General features: G+C 35.8%; 19 protein-coding genes. All 19 read right to left on the bottom strand.

Annotated elements, in window-relative coordinates; all coding sequences use genetic code 11:
• Positions 1–2 precede the first annotated feature (2 nt).
• Entirely contained in the window at positions 3–503 is a 501-nt protein-coding gene (locus tag KI338_RS03980) for a chemotaxis protein CheD (protein WP_212919661.1), read from the bottom strand.
• Positions 493–1,131: a chemotaxis protein CheC gene (locus KI338_RS03975; protein ID WP_212919660.1), complete on the bottom strand. Its 639-nt coding sequence runs from the start codon at positions 1,129–1,131 to the stop codon at positions 493–495. The genes KI338_RS03980 and KI338_RS03975 overlap by 11 nt, the downstream gene beginning before the upstream one ends.
• A gap of 1 nt (position 1,132) precedes the next feature.
• On the bottom strand, positions 1,133–1,606 hold the full coding sequence (locus tag KI338_RS03970) for a chemotaxis protein CheW (RefSeq protein WP_212919659.1): 474 nt from the start codon (positions 1,604–1,606) through the stop codon (positions 1,133–1,135).
• Positions 1,607–1,629: 23 nt separating this feature from the next.
• Positions 1,630–3,663 carry a chemotaxis protein CheA gene (locus KI338_RS03965; protein WP_212919658.1) on the bottom strand — a complete coding sequence of 678 codons (2,034 nt, stop codon included), beginning with the start codon at positions 3,661–3,663 and terminating at the stop codon, positions 1,630–1,632.
• Between the two features lies 1 nt (position 3,664).
• Complete coding sequence (locus KI338_RS03960) at positions 3,665–4,723, bottom strand: protein-glutamate methylesterase/protein-glutamine glutaminase (protein ID WP_212919657.1); 1,059 nt, start codon at positions 4,721–4,723, stop codon at positions 3,665–3,667.
• A gap of 9 nt (positions 4,724–4,732) precedes the next feature.
• Positions 4,733–5,608 carry a MinD/ParA family protein gene (locus tag KI338_RS03955; RefSeq protein WP_244853331.1) on the bottom strand — a complete coding sequence of 292 codons (876 nt, stop codon included), beginning with the start codon at positions 5,606–5,608 and terminating at the stop codon, positions 4,733–4,735.
• Complete coding sequence (flhF, locus tag KI338_RS03950) at positions 5,589–6,713, bottom strand: flagellar biosynthesis GTPase FlhF (RefSeq protein WP_212919655.1); 1,125 nt, start codon at positions 6,711–6,713, stop codon at positions 5,589–5,591. The genes KI338_RS03955 and flhF overlap by 20 nt, the downstream gene beginning before the upstream one ends.
• The gene (flhA, locus tag KI338_RS03945) at positions 6,710–8,746 is read right to left on the bottom strand and encodes a flagellar biosynthesis protein FlhA (protein WP_212919654.1); all 2,037 of its coding nucleotides are present in this window, start codon (positions 8,744–8,746) and stop codon (positions 6,710–6,712) included. Before flhA ends, flhF begins: the two co-directional genes overlap by 4 nt.
• Positions 8,747–8,765: 19 nt before the next feature.
• A complete protein-coding gene (flhB, locus tag KI338_RS03940; RefSeq protein ID WP_212919653.1) occupies positions 8,766–9,845 on the bottom strand; it encodes a flagellar biosynthesis protein FlhB in 1,080 nt (359 codons plus the stop codon).
• A 2-nt stretch (positions 9,846–9,847) separates the two neighbouring features.
• Positions 9,848–10,627, bottom strand: a complete 780-nt coding sequence (fliR, locus tag KI338_RS03935) for a flagellar biosynthetic protein FliR (RefSeq protein WP_212919652.1) — start codon at positions 10,625–10,627, stop codon at positions 9,848–9,850.
• A 3-nt stretch (positions 10,628–10,630) separates the two neighbouring features.
• Positions 10,631–10,900: a flagellar biosynthesis protein FliQ gene (fliQ, locus tag KI338_RS03930; protein WP_212919651.1), complete on the bottom strand. Its 270-nt coding sequence runs from the start codon at positions 10,898–10,900 to the stop codon at positions 10,631–10,633.
• Between the two features lie 36 nt (positions 10,901–10,936).
• Positions 10,937–11,602, bottom strand: coding sequence for a flagellar type III secretion system pore protein FliP (fliP, locus tag KI338_RS03925; RefSeq protein WP_212919650.1), 666 nt, complete (start codon positions 11,600–11,602; stop codon positions 10,937–10,939).
• Positions 11,595–12,260: a flagellar biosynthetic protein FliO gene (locus KI338_RS03920; protein WP_244853328.1), complete on the bottom strand. Its 666-nt coding sequence runs from the start codon at positions 12,258–12,260 to the stop codon at positions 11,595–11,597. Before KI338_RS03920 ends, fliP begins: the two co-directional genes overlap by 8 nt.
• A gap of 17 nt (positions 12,261–12,277) precedes the next feature.
• Positions 12,278–12,640, bottom strand: a complete 363-nt coding sequence (locus KI338_RS03915) for a response regulator (RefSeq protein ID WP_212919649.1) — start codon at positions 12,638–12,640, stop codon at positions 12,278–12,280.
• Positions 12,641–12,661: 21 nt separating this feature from the next.
• Positions 12,662–13,855, bottom strand: a complete 1,194-nt coding sequence (fliY, locus tag KI338_RS03910) for a flagellar motor switch phosphatase FliY (protein WP_212919648.1) — start codon at positions 13,853–13,855, stop codon at positions 12,662–12,664.
• Positions 13,845–14,843, bottom strand: a complete 999-nt coding sequence (fliM, locus tag KI338_RS03905) for a flagellar motor switch protein FliM (RefSeq protein WP_212919647.1) — start codon at positions 14,841–14,843, stop codon at positions 13,845–13,847. The genes fliY and fliM overlap by 11 nt, the downstream gene beginning before the upstream one ends.
• Positions 14,844–14,875: 32 nt before the next feature.
• Entirely contained in the window at positions 14,876–15,295 is a 420-nt protein-coding gene (gene fliL, locus KI338_RS03900; RefSeq protein ID WP_212919646.1) for a flagellar basal body-associated protein FliL, read from the bottom strand.
• Positions 15,288–15,506, bottom strand: coding sequence for a flagellar FlbD family protein (locus tag KI338_RS03895; RefSeq protein ID WP_212919645.1), 219 nt, complete (start codon positions 15,504–15,506; stop codon positions 15,288–15,290). The genes fliL and KI338_RS03895 overlap by 8 nt, the downstream gene beginning before the upstream one ends.
• A gap of 61 nt (positions 15,507–15,567) precedes the next feature.
• On the bottom strand, positions 15,568–16,713 hold the full coding sequence (locus tag KI338_RS03890) for a flagellar hook-basal body complex protein (RefSeq protein WP_212919644.1): 1,146 nt from the start codon (positions 16,711–16,713) through the stop codon (positions 15,568–15,570).
• Positions 16,714–16,765: the final 52 nt, after the last annotated feature.

Below are 16,765 nucleotides of genomic sequence, written 5' to 3'. Positions count from 1 at the left end.
CATTATATGATTTCTTCACCTTTTGTAATGGTTTTTATTCGAAGATTTGCAGTTGCTGGATCGAATTCAATTGTTCTTCCGAAATTCCCTCCAACATCTGATGCAATAACGGGTATATGATGTTCTGCTAATTTTTGTAAAACAGCTTCAATATTCCTTTGCCCAATGCGCATCATATCGTTATTCGAAGAAAATTGAAACATTTGTGCTCCTCCAGCTAGTTTAGCTTGTAGACTGGACTTACGTAATCCTTTTCGGCAAAGCTGGTCTACTAAAATATCAATTGCTGTATCTGCGTATTTATATAAATTTAAGTTAGTTTGTTTCGCTAATTTAGAATTCGGTAGCATGATATGGGCCATGCCTGCTATCTGTTTTGGTTGGTTATATAATACGACCCCAACACATGAGCCAAGTCCAGTTGTTCGTATACAGTCTGGCGCTGAAACAATATTTAAATCTGCTATACCGACTTTTACAATTGTATGCTCGTTATTTATCATCCTGAATACCTAAAGCCTGAAATATTTTAGTGAATGATTCAGGCGAAGGTAGTAACAGAAATTGACCATTAACACCATTATGTTCTCCCTGGACATCATTCATTTTAGTATTAATAATAATTGCATAATCGGTAAATTCAGATATTGGAAGTAATCCAACTGTTAAAATAGCTCCTGCCATATCAATGCTTAAATGTGGAATGGATGGCTGCATATTGATATTAGTAAAATCAGATAGTGCAGATAAATAAGATCCTGCTAGAATATTCCCTGCTTCTTGAAGTGCAGAAAAGGCAATACTGTTTGGTTCTTCACCGTTATATAAGGTCATGCTATTGTCATTAGTCATCTGCTTCACTAATAGTTCCGCTTCCTCCAAAGAAAATAATAGATATACTATTCCAGGTGCTTTCCCATGAATTTCAAACAGAATTCCGACAACCAAGTTCTCAGCTCCGCCTACCATCTCCATTACTTCATCAAAAGCAACAATATTGATATTGGGAACCTCCATATCAACCTTTTTTTGAATAAGTTTTGACATGGAAGTAGCTGCATTGCCAGCCCCAATATTCCCAATTTCTCTTAACGCATCCAATTGAATTAATGAGAGCTGTTCATATTTCATGCTATTGACCTTCAACCATTTTCAACTCGCCGATTTCTTCATTTGTTAATACCTTTTTCAGGTCTAAAAGAATTAGTAAACGGTTATCTAGTTTTGCTACTCCATCAATGTAGTCTGCATTAACCGCACCGATTACTTCTGGAGCTGGTTCGATAACAGTAGAAGGGATATCCATAACATCATTAGCTGCATCCACAATTAGCCCTACTTCCATCTCTTCCAAATTAACAATAATAATACGTGTCGATTCATTATAAGGAGATTCCTCTATACCAAGACGTGTACGTAAATCAATGATTGGGGTAACGACTCCACGTAAGTTTATTACTCCTTTAACAAAGTCAGCAGTATTCGGTACTCGAGTGATAGTTACCATTCGTTCAATCCCGCCTACCTGCTGTACCGATACAGCAAATTCCTCATCCTTTAATTGAAAAACTATAACCTTATTCTCAGTTACTAACTCGTTACTCATTATACTTTCCTCCAGTTCTTCACCTATTTTATAATGGCATTGCTATCGACTATAAGTGCGACTTGTCCATCTCCAAGAATGGTAGCACCTGAAATTGCAAATGTATTACTTAAATAAGAACCAAGTGATTTTAACACTACCTCTTGTTGTCCGATGAAGGAATCAACAACCAATGCTGCCAATTTATCGCCTTTTTTAACAATTACTATGGAAGTGTATGATTCATCCTCATTAGTATTCGGACAGTTAAAGATTTCCTTTAGGTCAATTAAAGGAACTACCTTGCCTCGGAAGTCAATCACTCTCTTATGGTGTGCCGACAAAATTTGATCTTTGGAGATAATTGCTGTTTCAATGATTGATGACAATGGAATCGCATATTTTTCTTGATTTAGTTCTACGAGTAAAACGGAAATAATCGTTAAGGTGAGTGGTAACTGAATAGAGAAAACTGATCCGTTACCCAAGCTAGAATTAATGGAAATATTTCCACCAAGTGATTCTATTGTATTTTTAACTACATCAAGCCCTACTCCACGTCCAGATATATCTGAAATTTTATCTGCTGTGGAGAAACCACTCTCTAATATTAATTCGTAAATCTTCTGCTCTGGTAATGTTTCTGCTTCTCTTTCTGTTAATAACCCATTTCCGATTGCCTTTTTAAGTACTTTGTCCTTATTAATTCCTGCCCCATCGTCAGTAATCTCAATAAAAACATGGTTTCCACTATGATAAGCCTTTAAAGTAATGGTTCCCTTTTCTGGTTTCCCATTCTTTATTCTTTCTTCCTTTGTTTCAATACCATGATCGACCGCATTACGAAGTAAATGGACAATTGGATCACCAATTTCATCTATGACGGTTCTATCCAGTTCTGTATCAGCACCGATAATTTCTAAATCTATATTTTTATGTAAATCTCTCGCAAGCTTTCTAACCATTCTCGGGAATCTACTAAACACATGGTCAATTGGAACCATTCGCATGGTCAAAATAATATTTTGTAGATCACTAGAAACCCTAGCCATTCTCTCCACAGTTTCCTGAAGGTCATTATTCCTTAAATCTGAAGAGATTTGTTCAAGACGTCCTCTATCAATAATAAGCTCCTCGAATAAATTCATTAGGATGTCTAGTTTTTCAATATTCACTCGAATTGTCTTTTGGTGTGCTCCTTTTATTGAATCATGATCTACTGTATTAGATTTTGACTTGTTTTCTTCTGTATTAGTTTCTACTATTTCTAGTATTCCACTAGCTACTTCTTGTTGTGCCATAGATTCACGATATTGGTTTACCGAAAAAGCATTCACAACGACAGAATCGATTTCAGATACCTTCTTAATTTTTTCTTCAATTTCGGTTTCCTCATTTTTACTAACAAGTATTATAGAAAATGTTGATTCAAAGTTTTCCTCTTCCAGATCATTTACGGAAGGCACAGATTTAATTACTTCACCTAATTGTTCAAGAACCTCAAATACCATAAATACGCGAGCACCTTTTAAAAGACAGTCCTCCCTTAATTGGACGGTTACCTCATAATTATGAAAACCTCGTTCATGGGACTCATTTAAGATCGATAGCTCAAACTCATCTAGTTGTGTGAAAACGTTCGATATGGTTTCCTTCTGAACATTGTCATTTGTTAATCCATCGCTTTGAACTGGCATAGTCCCTTTTTCAATTGCTTCTAACTGTTTGGCAATTTCTGTGATATTCAATGAACCTTTACCCCCGCTGGCAATATCCTCTACCATAGCATTGAGACTATCAACTGTATCTACCAATAAATCAATCATACTAGATTGTACTTGCACCTTGTCATAGCGAATGGCATCAAAAACATTTTCAAGTGTGTGGGTTAAGGTTGCTAAATCGGAAAACCCCATCGTAGCTGACATACCCTTTAACGTATGTGCTGCTCTAAAAATTTCTTCTATAATAGCCTTCTCACCAGGATTTTTCTCCAGCTCTAGTAATTTCTGATAGAGAACCTCAATATGCTCATTACTCTCATCAATAAAAACGTCTAAATACTGTGAAGTATCCATTCTACATCCCTCCGGATTTGTCGGTTAGTGCATGTATCATATTACCCATTTGGTGTAAATGTACGATATGGTTTACAGCATTTGTTTTAACTGCTGCTTTTGGCATCCCATAAATTATGGCTGAATCCTCAGACTCAGCTAAAACAACAATTTCTGGATCTTTTTGTTTTAATGAAATAATGCCTCGTGAACCGTCACTACCCATTCCCGTAAGTATTACGACAATTTTATTGACTTTTTCTATCTCAGCTGCTGATTCCAAGAGGACGTCAACAGACGGTCTATGGCCGAATCTTTCTTCTTCCTGAGTTAGTTCGATTGCAGTGGCAGTACCAACCTTTCTAAGCTTCATATGAAAGCCACCAGGTGCAATATATACTGTTCGATCCGCTACAATTTCACCATGTGATGCTTCCTTTATATGTAAATGTGAAAGGTTATTTAATCTTTCTGCAAGCGATTTAGTAAATCCAGCAGGCATATGCTGTACAATTAATACCGGTGCGGTAAAATCTTCAGGAAGATCTAGTATGACACGCTGTAATGCTCTTGGTCCCCCGGTAGAAGAGCCCACTAATACCATTGACCTCGAATAGCGCTGCTTATTACTTTTAGCTACTGGATCTGGTGATTCGATCTGTGCTTGATTTCTAGTAACATCGACATTTGCTGCTGCAACCACCTTCTTGACAATCTCTTGCTTAATGGTTGCAATATCAAGCGATATTGATCCAGACGGCTTTTGAATAAAGTCGACTGCTCCGGTTGTTATAGCTTGGAGTGTATTTTTAGTGCCTTCCTTTGTTAAACTCGAAAGCATGACTACAGGAATTGGATGTTCCTTCATTATGAATGACAAAGCTGTTAGCCCATCCATAATTGGCATTTCTACATCGAGGGTTACAACATCAGGTGCAAGCAATTTTATTTTTTTAATTCCTTCTTCCCCATTCCTAGCTGTTGCAATTACTTGTATCCGTTTGTCACTATCTAATATATCTGTAATCATCTTGCGCATAAAAGCAGAGTCGTCTATGACAATTACTCGAATGGGAGTCATGTTTTTCACCTACCTATTCTTTAGGAGATTTTTTAGCCTTTCAACAAATGAAGTTGGGTGTACACTTTCTATTTCTAACTCCTTTTGAGAATAATTATTTACTAATTGCTTCATTGCTTTGGCAACTGGTGCCTTTTCATTAGTAAGTACAAATGGGGCTTGTTTCATGACTGCAGAAGGAACTGTTTTATCCTCTGGCAAAATTCCCAATAGCTTTAATTCAATTCCTAAAAATCGTTCGATTACTGTTTGAAATCGGTTCACCGTACGTAAACCACTCTTTATACTTTCAGCACGGTTTAGGACCATTTGGATTGGTATATTTTTCCCTGATGCCACTAAATGTTTAATCATACTATAAGCATCAGTAATGGAAGTAGGCTCACTCGTAGTAATTACAATACATTCATCAGAAGCAAGTACGAAATCAATACTAGCTTGACTCGCACCGGCACCTAAATCAAAAATAATATAATCAAATTTGTGTACAATAGATTCATATTGCTGAAGGAAATAATCCATCTTTTCCCCACTCATCGAAAAAATATTACTCAAACCGGAGCCGCCCGCAATAAAGGATAGATTCATAGGTCCTGATTCCATAATATCCGTAATAGGTAAATTGACTTGCAACATTTCTACTATCGTCTTTTTCGCTTGTAACCCAAGAAGTATTTCTACATTGCCCATTCCAATATCCAAATCAATTAACAGTACTTTTTTTCCCAATTTGCATAGCGAAAGCGAAAAATTAACTGCTATATTTGATTTTCCAACTCCACCCTTTCCACTTACAAAAGATATCGTCTTGGCGTGCTTTGGAGTTTTCATCATCTTTAATTGTCTTCTTAAACTATCAGCTTGATCATGTATCAATAAGATCACCTACTATATACTCACTGATGAGTTCTTCTGTTGGTTTTAAAATGTTATCGGGAACTTCCTGGCCATTTGTGATATAGGCAATCCCAATTTGGTGTGCTAACGGTATGTTCAGTAAACCCCCGTATTGTCTTGTCTCATCAATTTTTGTAAAAATTAATCCATTCAGCTTTATATGTCTAAAGCTATGATAAATATCATTCATATCTTTGGATTTAGCTGTTAAAGAAAGAACTAGAAAATTAATAGCCTGATCGTGTCCGTCTATATTTACTGATAGTTCTTTAACAAACTTGTCATCACGATAATTTCTTCCTGCTGTATCAACTAAAATTAGATCGTAGTTCTGAAACTTTGTAATAGCATGATGGTAATCCACCGCGGAGTATGCTACCTCTACCGGTACTTCTAAAATTTTGGCATATGTCTTTAACTGTTCAATAGCTGCAATACGGTATGTATCCATCGTAATGAATGCTACACTCTTTTTGTCTTTAAGCATACTGTTCGCCGCTATTTTCGCTATTGTAGTAGTTTTCCCAACTCCTGTTGGACCAAGAAAATGGATAACCTTAGCATTACTAGGAATACCATCGAATGATAGTCCACCTAACTGTCTTTCTATTTCTAGTTTTAATTCCTGTGCTATTTTAGCAGGGGTCTGAGTAGCCCCTACTTCTGTCAGGTGTTGTTTTACATTTTCTACAATATTTGTAGCTACCCTCTCATCTACCTCTTGGTCAAGAAGATATTGATAGACTACTTGATAATCAAGCTCGAACTTATTATTTTGACCATGTGCCTGTTGTTCGAGAATACGTCGCATATTCTTAATCTCTTGCATCATGTCATTATCTATTGATAGGTGTTGCTTCTTATAATTCGACCTATTCTCATTTTTATTTACAGTTGCTTTTATTTGTTTTGATGGAAGTGGTGCCTTATCCAATGCGGCAACTACTTCTATTTTACGTTTCTTAAAGAACCCTAGAAATCCACCTTCTTCTATTTCCTTAGAGCTCAAGATAACTGCATCGGAACCGAGTTCTTTACGAATTTTGCTCATTGCTTCAGGCATTGTTGGTGCTATATATTTTTTTACCTTCATGCTACATTCACCACTCCAACACTTTGGACTTGTACTGACGGTTCTAGTTCGTTATAGGATAAGACAATAACTTGAGGTAAAAATCTATCTAGTAATTGTTTCAAATACATTCGTATTGCAGGAGAACATAATATAATTGCATTTTCTTCTTGAAGGGTTAGTTTTTCTACCTCTTCATTTATTGCCTGTATGATCTTCTGTTGGGTATCTGGATCTAATGCTAAATAATTCCCATGCTCAGTAGTTTGAATACTCTCTGCAATTATTTTTTCTACCTTACCTGATACTGTTACGACACGTAAAGAATTATCCTGACTCGTATACTGTTTTGTTAACTGAATGGATAACGCTTGTCTTACATATTCTCCTAAAAGCTCAGGATCATTGGTTAGCTTCCCAAAATCAGCTAATGTTTCAAAAATAATAGGCAGATTTCGTATGGAAACATTTTCCCTGAGTAATTTTGCAAGTACTTTTTGAATATCTCCTATAGACAACGGATCTGGTGTTACCTCTTCTACTAATATTGGATAATTTTCTTTTAAGTGGTCAACCAGTTCTTTCGTTTCCTGTCTACCGAGTAATATATGAGCATGTCGTTTAATTACTTCTGTAATGTGAGTTGAAACAACCGATGGTGGGTCTACAACAGTATATCCGGATAGCTCCGCCTCATCTTTAAAATCCTCACTAATCCATTTAGCAGGGAGACCAAATGCTGGTTCCACTGTTTCTATACCTTCAATTAAATCATTATCCATGTCTGGAGTCATTGCCAAATAATGATCAAGCAGTAGCTCTCCCTTAGCAACTTCATTCCCTTTTACTTTTAAGCGGTATTCATTTGGATTTAGTTGTATGTTATCCCGTATTCTTACTACAGGAATTACAATTCCAAGTTCAATGGCTAATTGTCGCCTAATCATAATAACCCGGTCTAATAAATCTCCACCCTGTTTAGCATCTACTAACGGGATGAGAGCATAGCCAAACTCAAATTCAATTGGGTCCATACTTAATAAATTGATAACATTTTCTTGTGTTTTAAGTGCGGTGGTTTCTTCTTGGTCTTCTGCTTCTTCATCCTTAACAAGTGGCTCCTTCTTCTTTTGTAGCATATAGAAAGCTCCAATTGCTAGCAGACCAGAAATTGTTGTCGTTAAAAAGAAGTTAATTGGTGTTAAACCAAGCAAAAATATTGTTCCAGCAGCTATAAATAGTAATCTTGGATATTGCAATAATTGTGCACTCACATCGGTACCAAGATTATCTCCTGTAGCAGAACTTCTTGTTACAACAATACCTGTCGCGGTAGAAATTAATAAGGCAGGAATTTGACTAACTAGTCCATCACCAACCGTTAATCGCATATACGTATCAATTGCTTCTGGAAAGGAGAAGCCCATTTGCGTCATTCCAATAATTAATCCAAAAACGATATTAACTAGAACAATGATAATTCCAGCTATTGCATCACCTTTTACAAACTTACTAGCACCATCCATTGAACCGTGAAAATCTGCTTCATTTTCTACCTTTTTACGTCTCTCTCTAGCTTCTTGCTCAGATATTAAACCTGCATTTAAGTCTGCATCAATACTCATCTGCTTACCAGGCATGGCATCTAATGAGAATCTTGCAGCAACTTCAGAAACACGTTCCGAACCTTTTGTAATTACTAAAAAGTTGATAATAACTAAAATAATGAAAACAACAAAACCAACTAAAGGATTATTACCAATTACAAACGAACCAAAGGTATCTACTACTCCACCAGCTTCTGCATTACTTAAAATTGAACGTGTGGTAGAAACGTTCAATGCAAGCCTAAACAAGGTTAATAGTAATAATAGCGTTGGAAAAACAGAAAACTGTAACGGTTCCAGAGTATTCATGGAAACTAGTAATACAATTAACGCTAGAATAATATTTATTAAAATAAGTACGCTAAGTAGCCATCCAGGTAGCGGGATGACTAACATGACAATTACTAATATGACACCTATTAAAACAGATAAGTCACGGGCTTTCATGGATGTCTCTCCTTAATGGTTAAACTTTTTTCTCCATTCTATACACATAAGCTAGTATTTCTGCTACTGCTTGATAGAATTCTTCTGGAATTACTTCACCTATTTCTACCGATGCATAAAGCGATCTAGCAAGAGGCCTGTTTTCCACAGTCATTACATTGTTCGCTTTTGCTATTTCCCTAATTTTAAAAGCTATATGATCAACACCCTTCCCTATGACATAGGGTGCACTTGCTTCTGTTTCATCATATTTAATAGCAACAGCAAAATGCGTAGGGTTGGTAATTACAACGTCAGCATTCGGAATTTCACTCATCATTCGACGCATCGCAATTTGGCGCTGTTTTTCTTTAATTTTCGATTTAATGAGTGGGTCACCTTCAATATTTTTATATTCATCTTTTATATCTTGCTTTGACATGCGAATATTCTTTTCAAAATCGTAGCGTTGGTATGCATAATCGAAAACTGCTAATACCATCAAAGCAATGATGGCACTAATTCCCATGACAAGAGTTACTTGACCAAAGAATTGTAGCGCACTTTCGGCATTTTTAAAAGCTACCATAAGCATGTCATCTTTATACATCCAAATTATCGAAAAGGTAATGGTACCGATAACTGCTATCTTGAAAATAGATTTAAGCAGTTCAACGATAGCACGTAAAGAAAAGATTCGTTTTGCTCCTTGGATTGGATCAATTTTCTTCAAATCAAACTTTAATGGTTCAGTTGTGAATAAAAATCCTATCTGCATTAAATTCGAGGCAAATCCAGCGATAATTGCAATTAAAAAAACTGGACCGACAATCTTTAATAATTCAATGGCCACTTCTGTAAAAATTTGAAAAAGCGTCTTCTCATTTAATTCCCAATGGATATACTCTGTAAAAGAATGTTGATACAAAGCAAGCATATTATCCTTCATAAAGCTTCCAAATATCGCCATAACAATTAATGAAAAAAGTAATAATAATGCTGTATTTACGTCTTGGCTCTTCGCCACTCTTCCCTTTTTTCGTTCGTCATGTTTTCTCTTTGGAGTTGCTTTTTCTGTTTTTTCGCCTGCAAAAAATTGCAAATCCAATCTTAGTAGCAAGGTTAAGCACCTCCAAATAATTGCATTAACCCACGAATTGTATCAAACATAATATGAAAGAGATTTTTCACTAGGACTACATAAAGACTTATAAAAACAAGTAAAGCAATAAAGCTAACAAGAATTTTGAGTGGTAGTCCTACAACAAATACATTTAATTGCGGTACAGTCCTAGAAACGATACCGAGCGCAATATCCACTAAAAACAAGCATCCAACTATCGGGATTGATATTTGGAAAGCGATTAGAAACATCGTATTAAATGCCTGAATAACAAATTCAACCAAATTTCCATCATGAAACGGTATGTAGGAATCGATTGGAATATATTGATAGCTATTTACTATTCCATCTATTAACAAATGGTGGCCATCGACCGATAATAAAAATAAAAGTGCGATAATATAGAAATATTGACCCGTAATAGGACTCTGTGCCCCAGTTTGAGGGTCCATTACGTTGGCAATTGCAAAGCCCATTTGAAAATCGATGAACCCACCAGCTACTTGAACTGCTGATAGAATGATATAGCCAATTAGTCCTATTAAAACTCCAACTAATATTTCTTTCAAAAGTAAAAAGAAATACATTTCATTGATGGTTATCCCAGTAGCATCAACTGTATAAAACATAATAAAAGCTAAAAAGAAACTAATCCCTATTCGAAATGGTAGTGAGATTGAGCGATAAGAGAATAAAGGCATCGTAACAAAAAATCCTAAAACACGAACTAATATTAATAGAAAGATTGGGAAATTGTTGATACTAATTAATTCAATCATGGCTTACCCTACAAATCGATTTAAATTTTGAAATATATCTAATGTAAATTCAACCATATTCGTAAGCATCCATGGTCCGAAAACTACTAGTCCCACTAAAACAGCAACGATTTTAGGTATAAAAGCAAGGGTTTGTTCCTGAATCTGTGTAGTTGCTTGAAAAATTGAAACAAGTAAACCAACTGCTAACGCTAATATAAGCAGTGGTCCAGTCACTAATAAAACCGTATAAATACCTTTTTCTGCAATGTTTAATACAAATTCACTGCTCATTACAAATACCCCTTCCTTAATATTACTGTCTAATCACTAAAATCCTGACAACAAGGAATTGGTAATTAAGTACCAGCCATCTACCATGACGAATAATAAAATTTTAAACGGTAGTGAAATCATTACAGGTGGCAACATCATCATACCCATGGACATCAGAATACTAGCTACAGCCATATCAATAATTAAAAATGGTATAAATATCATAAATCCCATTTGAAATGCTGTTTTTAGTTCACTAATTGCAAATGCTGGAACTAATGCAGTAATTGGTACATCTTGTATGCTTTCTGGTTTCTCAATTTGTGCATAGCTTAGGAATAATTCCAGATCCTTTTGTCTTGTATGCTTTGCCATAAAATTTTTAATTGGCTCACTTGCACGGTCATATGCTTCATCGAGTGTTATTTCTTCATTAAATAGCGGCTGTAGGCCCTGCTCATAAACCTCACTAAAAGTAGGAGCCATAATAAAAAATGTCAGAAATAAAGCAAGCCCAATTAACACTTGATTTGGTGGCATCTGTTGTGTAGCAAGTGAAGTACGAACGAATGACAATACAATAATGATTCGTGTAAAGCTAGTCATCAATATTAAAATACCTGGAGCTAATGAAAAGACTGTAAGTAATAATAGTAGCTTTATAGATGTCGAGACGTTAGTCGGATCAGAACTAGAAAACATATCTATAAATTCATTCATGGTAATCTTCCTTCTCGGCATGTTTATTCATTAGCTTTTTACGATTAAGCTTTAATTTCTCTAATTCACTAGAGAACAGTTGCTGAAAGTCCCCGGATGATTCCTTTGATGGCCTTTCTTGCTTTGTCAGCTTTTGTTGGAATGAGGTAATTATATTCCCCGGCTTCATCGAACTTTGTTGCTCATAACTGTTCAATATCTCAGCCTTTAATTGTTCATCTTCAATCTCTTCAAGTAATTGAACATCTTCCCCTACGCCGACAAGAAATAGCTTACTTCCTACTCTAACTATTTGAATGGATTTGCTAGGTCCTACAGAGATTCCACCCAAATTCTCTAGAGCCTTCACTTGATTAAGAAGCTTATTCCGTTTATTTAAAAACTTGAGCAGTATGTATATTAAAACAAGAATTAGGAATAGAGCAAAAACCATTTTTACTAAATTAAATACTAGTTCCCCAGTCCCAGTATCCTCTGAGTCATTTTTTTGAGCGTTTTTCGTTTCAGTAGTTTTTCCTTCATTTTGTTTGTCAACAGAGTTGTCATCCCCGTCAAACATATCAATGACCATATTACTATCAGCAAAGATCTCTATAGGGGCACTTAAGAGAATTAATAGAAATCCTGTAAGTATCCCCACCCAAACTTTTTTAATCAATGTAACCCACTCGTTTCTTAATCCAATGCTTTTTGGATTGCTTCAATAACACGGTCAGCCTGGAAAGGTTTTACGATAAAATCTTTTGCGCCTGCTTGAATAGCATCAATTACCATTGCTTGCTGACCCATTGCAGAGCACATAATAACCTTGGCGTTTGGATTTGCTTCTCTAATTTTCTTCAGAGCAGAAATTCCATCCATTTCTGGCATGGTAATATCCATTGTTACCAGGTCAGGGTTTAGTTCCTTGTATAATTCAACTGCTTGTGCACCATCCTGTGCTTCTCCAACTACCTCAAAACCATTTTTTGTTAAAATGTCCTTTATCATCATACGCATAAAAGCTGCATCATCTACGATTAAGATGCGTTTACCCATGTAATTTTCCTCCTAGTATGATTATTTCAGCTTCATTAAACGATCCGTCTGACTAATAATATCTGTCACACGTACACCAAAGTTCTCATCAATGACTACTACTTCCCCTTGAGCTATTAATTTCTCATTAACAAAAATATCAACAGGTTCACCTGCAAGCTTATCTAATTCAATAATAGAACCTGCAGTTAAATCTAAAATGTCTTTAACAGTACGCCTTGTTCTTCCTAGCTCGACCGTAACCTTAAGTGGAATATCTAGAAGCATATCTAAATTCCTTGGTTGACTAACTACAGTCTCTTGTTGTTCAAAGGAAGAAAACTCTGCTTGCTGTATATTAGCATTAGTTTGAATTACATTATTTCCAATAAATTGTGGACTAGTTTTTTGCATCATTGGTTGCATACCTACATTACCATTTCCATTCATTTGATTATTCATTGTCGTGGTCGCAAATGAATTTGTTTCTTCTTGGACTAAAGTCGAATGATCGCTTGCCTCTAAGGATACAGCTACTTCAGAATGTGATTCCTGGTCTTGATTCATTAAATCCTCCACTAATTGTTTGGCAAAATGAACCGGCATTAACTGCATAATATTAGAATCGATTAAATGACCTACCTTTAGTTGGAAGGAAACTTTTACAAATACATCTTCTTGCATGTTATCAGCTTCAACTGTAAAGTTTGATTCTGTAATGGAAGGTGGAGATATATCAACCCGTTTATCAAACACCGTTGACATACTAGTAGCTGCCGCCCCCATCATCTGATTCATTGCCTCTTGAACAGCGCTTAAATGAATTTCATTTAGCTCTCCAAAAGGTCCCTCACCAGTCCCACCGAGCATAATGTCTGAAATGACTGCTGCATCTGAAGCTTTAATTACGAGAACATTCTTCCCTGAGAAACCTTCCACATAATTCACTTGGACACTTACATGTTCAAACTGAAAATCCTCTTCAATTTGATTTCGATGTATAATAGATACCTTAGGTGTTGTGATTTCTACTTTTTGATTTAATAGTGTCGAAAGCGTGGTAGCAGAGCTTCCAAATGAAATGTTTCCAATCTCACCTAGTGCATCTATTTCAATAGTTGAAAGATATTCACTACTGTTTAACATGTTGTTGATTGTACTTTCAGGCTCATCTTCAGCCCCTACGTTTAAAAGAGCATCGATTTCATCCTGGGAAAGCATTCCGTCACTCATCATTTTCAGGCTCCTCCCTTATTTCTTCCAACACCTGTACAGATAATTTATTTTTATATTTTCCAGGCTGAACGTGGAATTTAGGTTCATCATTAATTTTTAACATCAACGGCTGATCAACGGATTGATTTAAGGTAATCAAATCACCAGTTGATAGCATTAGTAATTCATTCATGTTAATTCTTGTTTCACCAAGAATTGCTTTTGCATCGATAAAGACTTTTTCTATGTTTCTAGCAAGCTTATCAACAGCCTCTGGATCTCGTTTCTTAGTAGCATTTTGCATCCAATATTGTACAGAGAGTCGAGATATAATAGGCTCTAATACAATGTGAGGAATGCAAATATTTATCATACCGCTAACTTCTCCAATTGCTGTATTGAGTGAGACGACTACAACTGTCTCATTTGGTGAAACTAGCTGTAAAAACTGTGGATTTATTTCTAAATCCTCTAAAACTGGATCTATATCAATTAAAGAAGACCAAGCTTCCTTTAAACTATGGGTCGCTTTATCAAATAACTGTGTGATAAGTATGGTCTCTATTTCCGTTAAGTTCTCAATCTTATTAATAGAATCTCCTCTACCACCTAGTAATCTATCAAGCATTCCATAAGCAATATTCGGATTTACTTCCATAATAATTCGTCCATCAAGCGGGGAAACATTATAGAGATTTAAGACGGTTACTTTCGGTATAGATCGAATAAATTCTTCATATGGAATTTGGTCGACAGAAGCAACCGTAATATTGACATAGGTTCTTAGCTGTGAAGAAAATAACGTTGTTAATAACCTCGCATAATTCTCATGAATTCTCCCGATACTTCGGATTTGGTCTTTTGAAAATCTGAGAGCCCGTTTAAAATCATAAACCCGAACTCTTTTTTCGTTTTCTTCTTTTTTAAGCTCTTCTGCATCCATATCTCCAGTTGTTAATGCGGATAAAAGGGCATCGATTTCATGTTGCGAAAGAACTTCATCTGCCAAAGATACTCACCTCCATATCGGAGTAATATTAATTACTGTAAAATTTTACTTATTGTATAAACGTCTACTACTTTACCTTTTTTCATTACTTTATTTAGTTCGACTTGGAGAATATCCTCTACATCGCTTAATCCGGATTTAAAGGATTCCTCATCCATTTTTGCCAATTCTTTAATTAAAATGTTTTTAACTTGAAAATCACGTTTTTCAATCTCTTTTCTAGCCTTCTTACCATCAGTTACAATTTGAAATTGCACTCGAACAAAACTTCCATCACTAAGGTCGGTTGTAATTTCAGGTGTTTGATAGGAATACTCGACAATTTCGTCAATGGTCTGTTCATTGCCCTTATCTCGCTTTTCCAATACGTTTAAAACTATCACTGCTGCAACTACACCTACTAATATAATGATAACTAGTGATAAAAGCATAGTTTTTACTAATTTACTCACTTGATCTTTCCACCTCGCTTAGTGAATATACAATTCCTATCCGCCTATAATAAGATGTTATCCGTTCAGTAACCTCTTTTTCAGATTCCTTAACAACTATTTTTTTGCCATTAAGTAACGTAATAGTAGTATCTGGATAGGATTGAATTTGTTCTATCATAAAAGCATTTAAGGTAAATTCATCACCATTAAGTCGCTTGAGTTTTATCATGGTATCAGATGATGTCTCATAGAAGGCTTATCCCCCTATGAGACATCATCCTACCTCCCTATTATCGTTTTAAGTTTACTAGTTCTTGTAAAATCTCATCTGATGTAGTAATAATACGAGTGTTCGCTTGGAAACCACGTTGAGCTGTAATCATTTCAGTGAACTCTTCTGATAGGTCAACATTAGACATTTCAAGTGCGCCACTGACAATTGAAGCACCTTCTGATTCAGGGAAAATAAGACCGGTGTAGCCTGCGTTTGTACTATTTAAAAATAGGTTACTACCAGCCTTTTGAAGACCAGCAGGGTTTGAAAAGTTTGCTAGCGCAATTTGCCCAGCAATCCGTGTATTTCCATTTTCATCAACATAATTTACAATTCCATTCGCTTGAATACTAAAGCTTTGAGCGTTTTCTGGAATTTGGATAGTACCTACCTGTCCGGTTGTATTAATGCTGTCTACCGGGATATTAGAGGTAGTGTAGTCTGCAGGTGCATCAAAATCAACCGTGCCAGAGCCTCCTGTTATACTAACAATACTTGTCCCATCAAGCGTAATTGTTGTACCATCTGATGGTAATGTATATGTTCTCGTTGTACCATTATCAGTGACAGTCACTCCTGTTTCAGTAACGACTTCTCCATTGCTATCAACATACTGTACAGTAGTTTCACCATTTACTGTGGTAATAGAAATTTCATTTCCATTAGCATCTTTAGCATTATATTGAGTTGCATTACTTTCCACCTTGGTAAATCCCATAAGATATAACCCTTGAGGATTAACAATCCTACCATCTTCATCAAGATAAAAATTACCTGCACGAGTGTATGCAACGTTTGAATTTTGTAAATCACCCGGAACAAGATCGGTAGCAAGTACGAACATGCCATCTCCTTCAAGTGCAAAGTCTAATGGATTATTCGTTGTTTGCCGAAACCCTTGTGTGTGTATATTGTCAATTGAACCTAATTGTGAGCCTAAGCCAACTTGAGCTGGATTAACTCCACCTCGAATTAAATTCCCATTGATGCCAACAGTGGGTGCCTGAGCTCCATGTGTCATCTGGCTCATCATATCTTGAAACGTCACACGGCCTTTTTTAAATCCAGCTGTATTCACGTTTGCGATATTGTTACCAATAACATCTAATTTAGTTTGGAAGTTTTTCATTCCTGAAATACCAGCGTACATTGAACGTAACATATTTTTTCTCCCCTTTTAATTGGTTATATAGCTGTATCAATCAGTCAACAGC

Origin of the sequence: Ornithinibacillus bavariensis (assembly GCF_018333235.1) — a bacterium.
GTDB lineage: Bacteria > Bacillota > Bacilli > Bacillales > Amphibacillaceae > Ornithinibacillus > Ornithinibacillus bavariensis.
The sequence above is the reverse complement of the archived record's forward strand: the minus strand, read 5'-3'. Positions and strand labels throughout refer to the sequence as shown.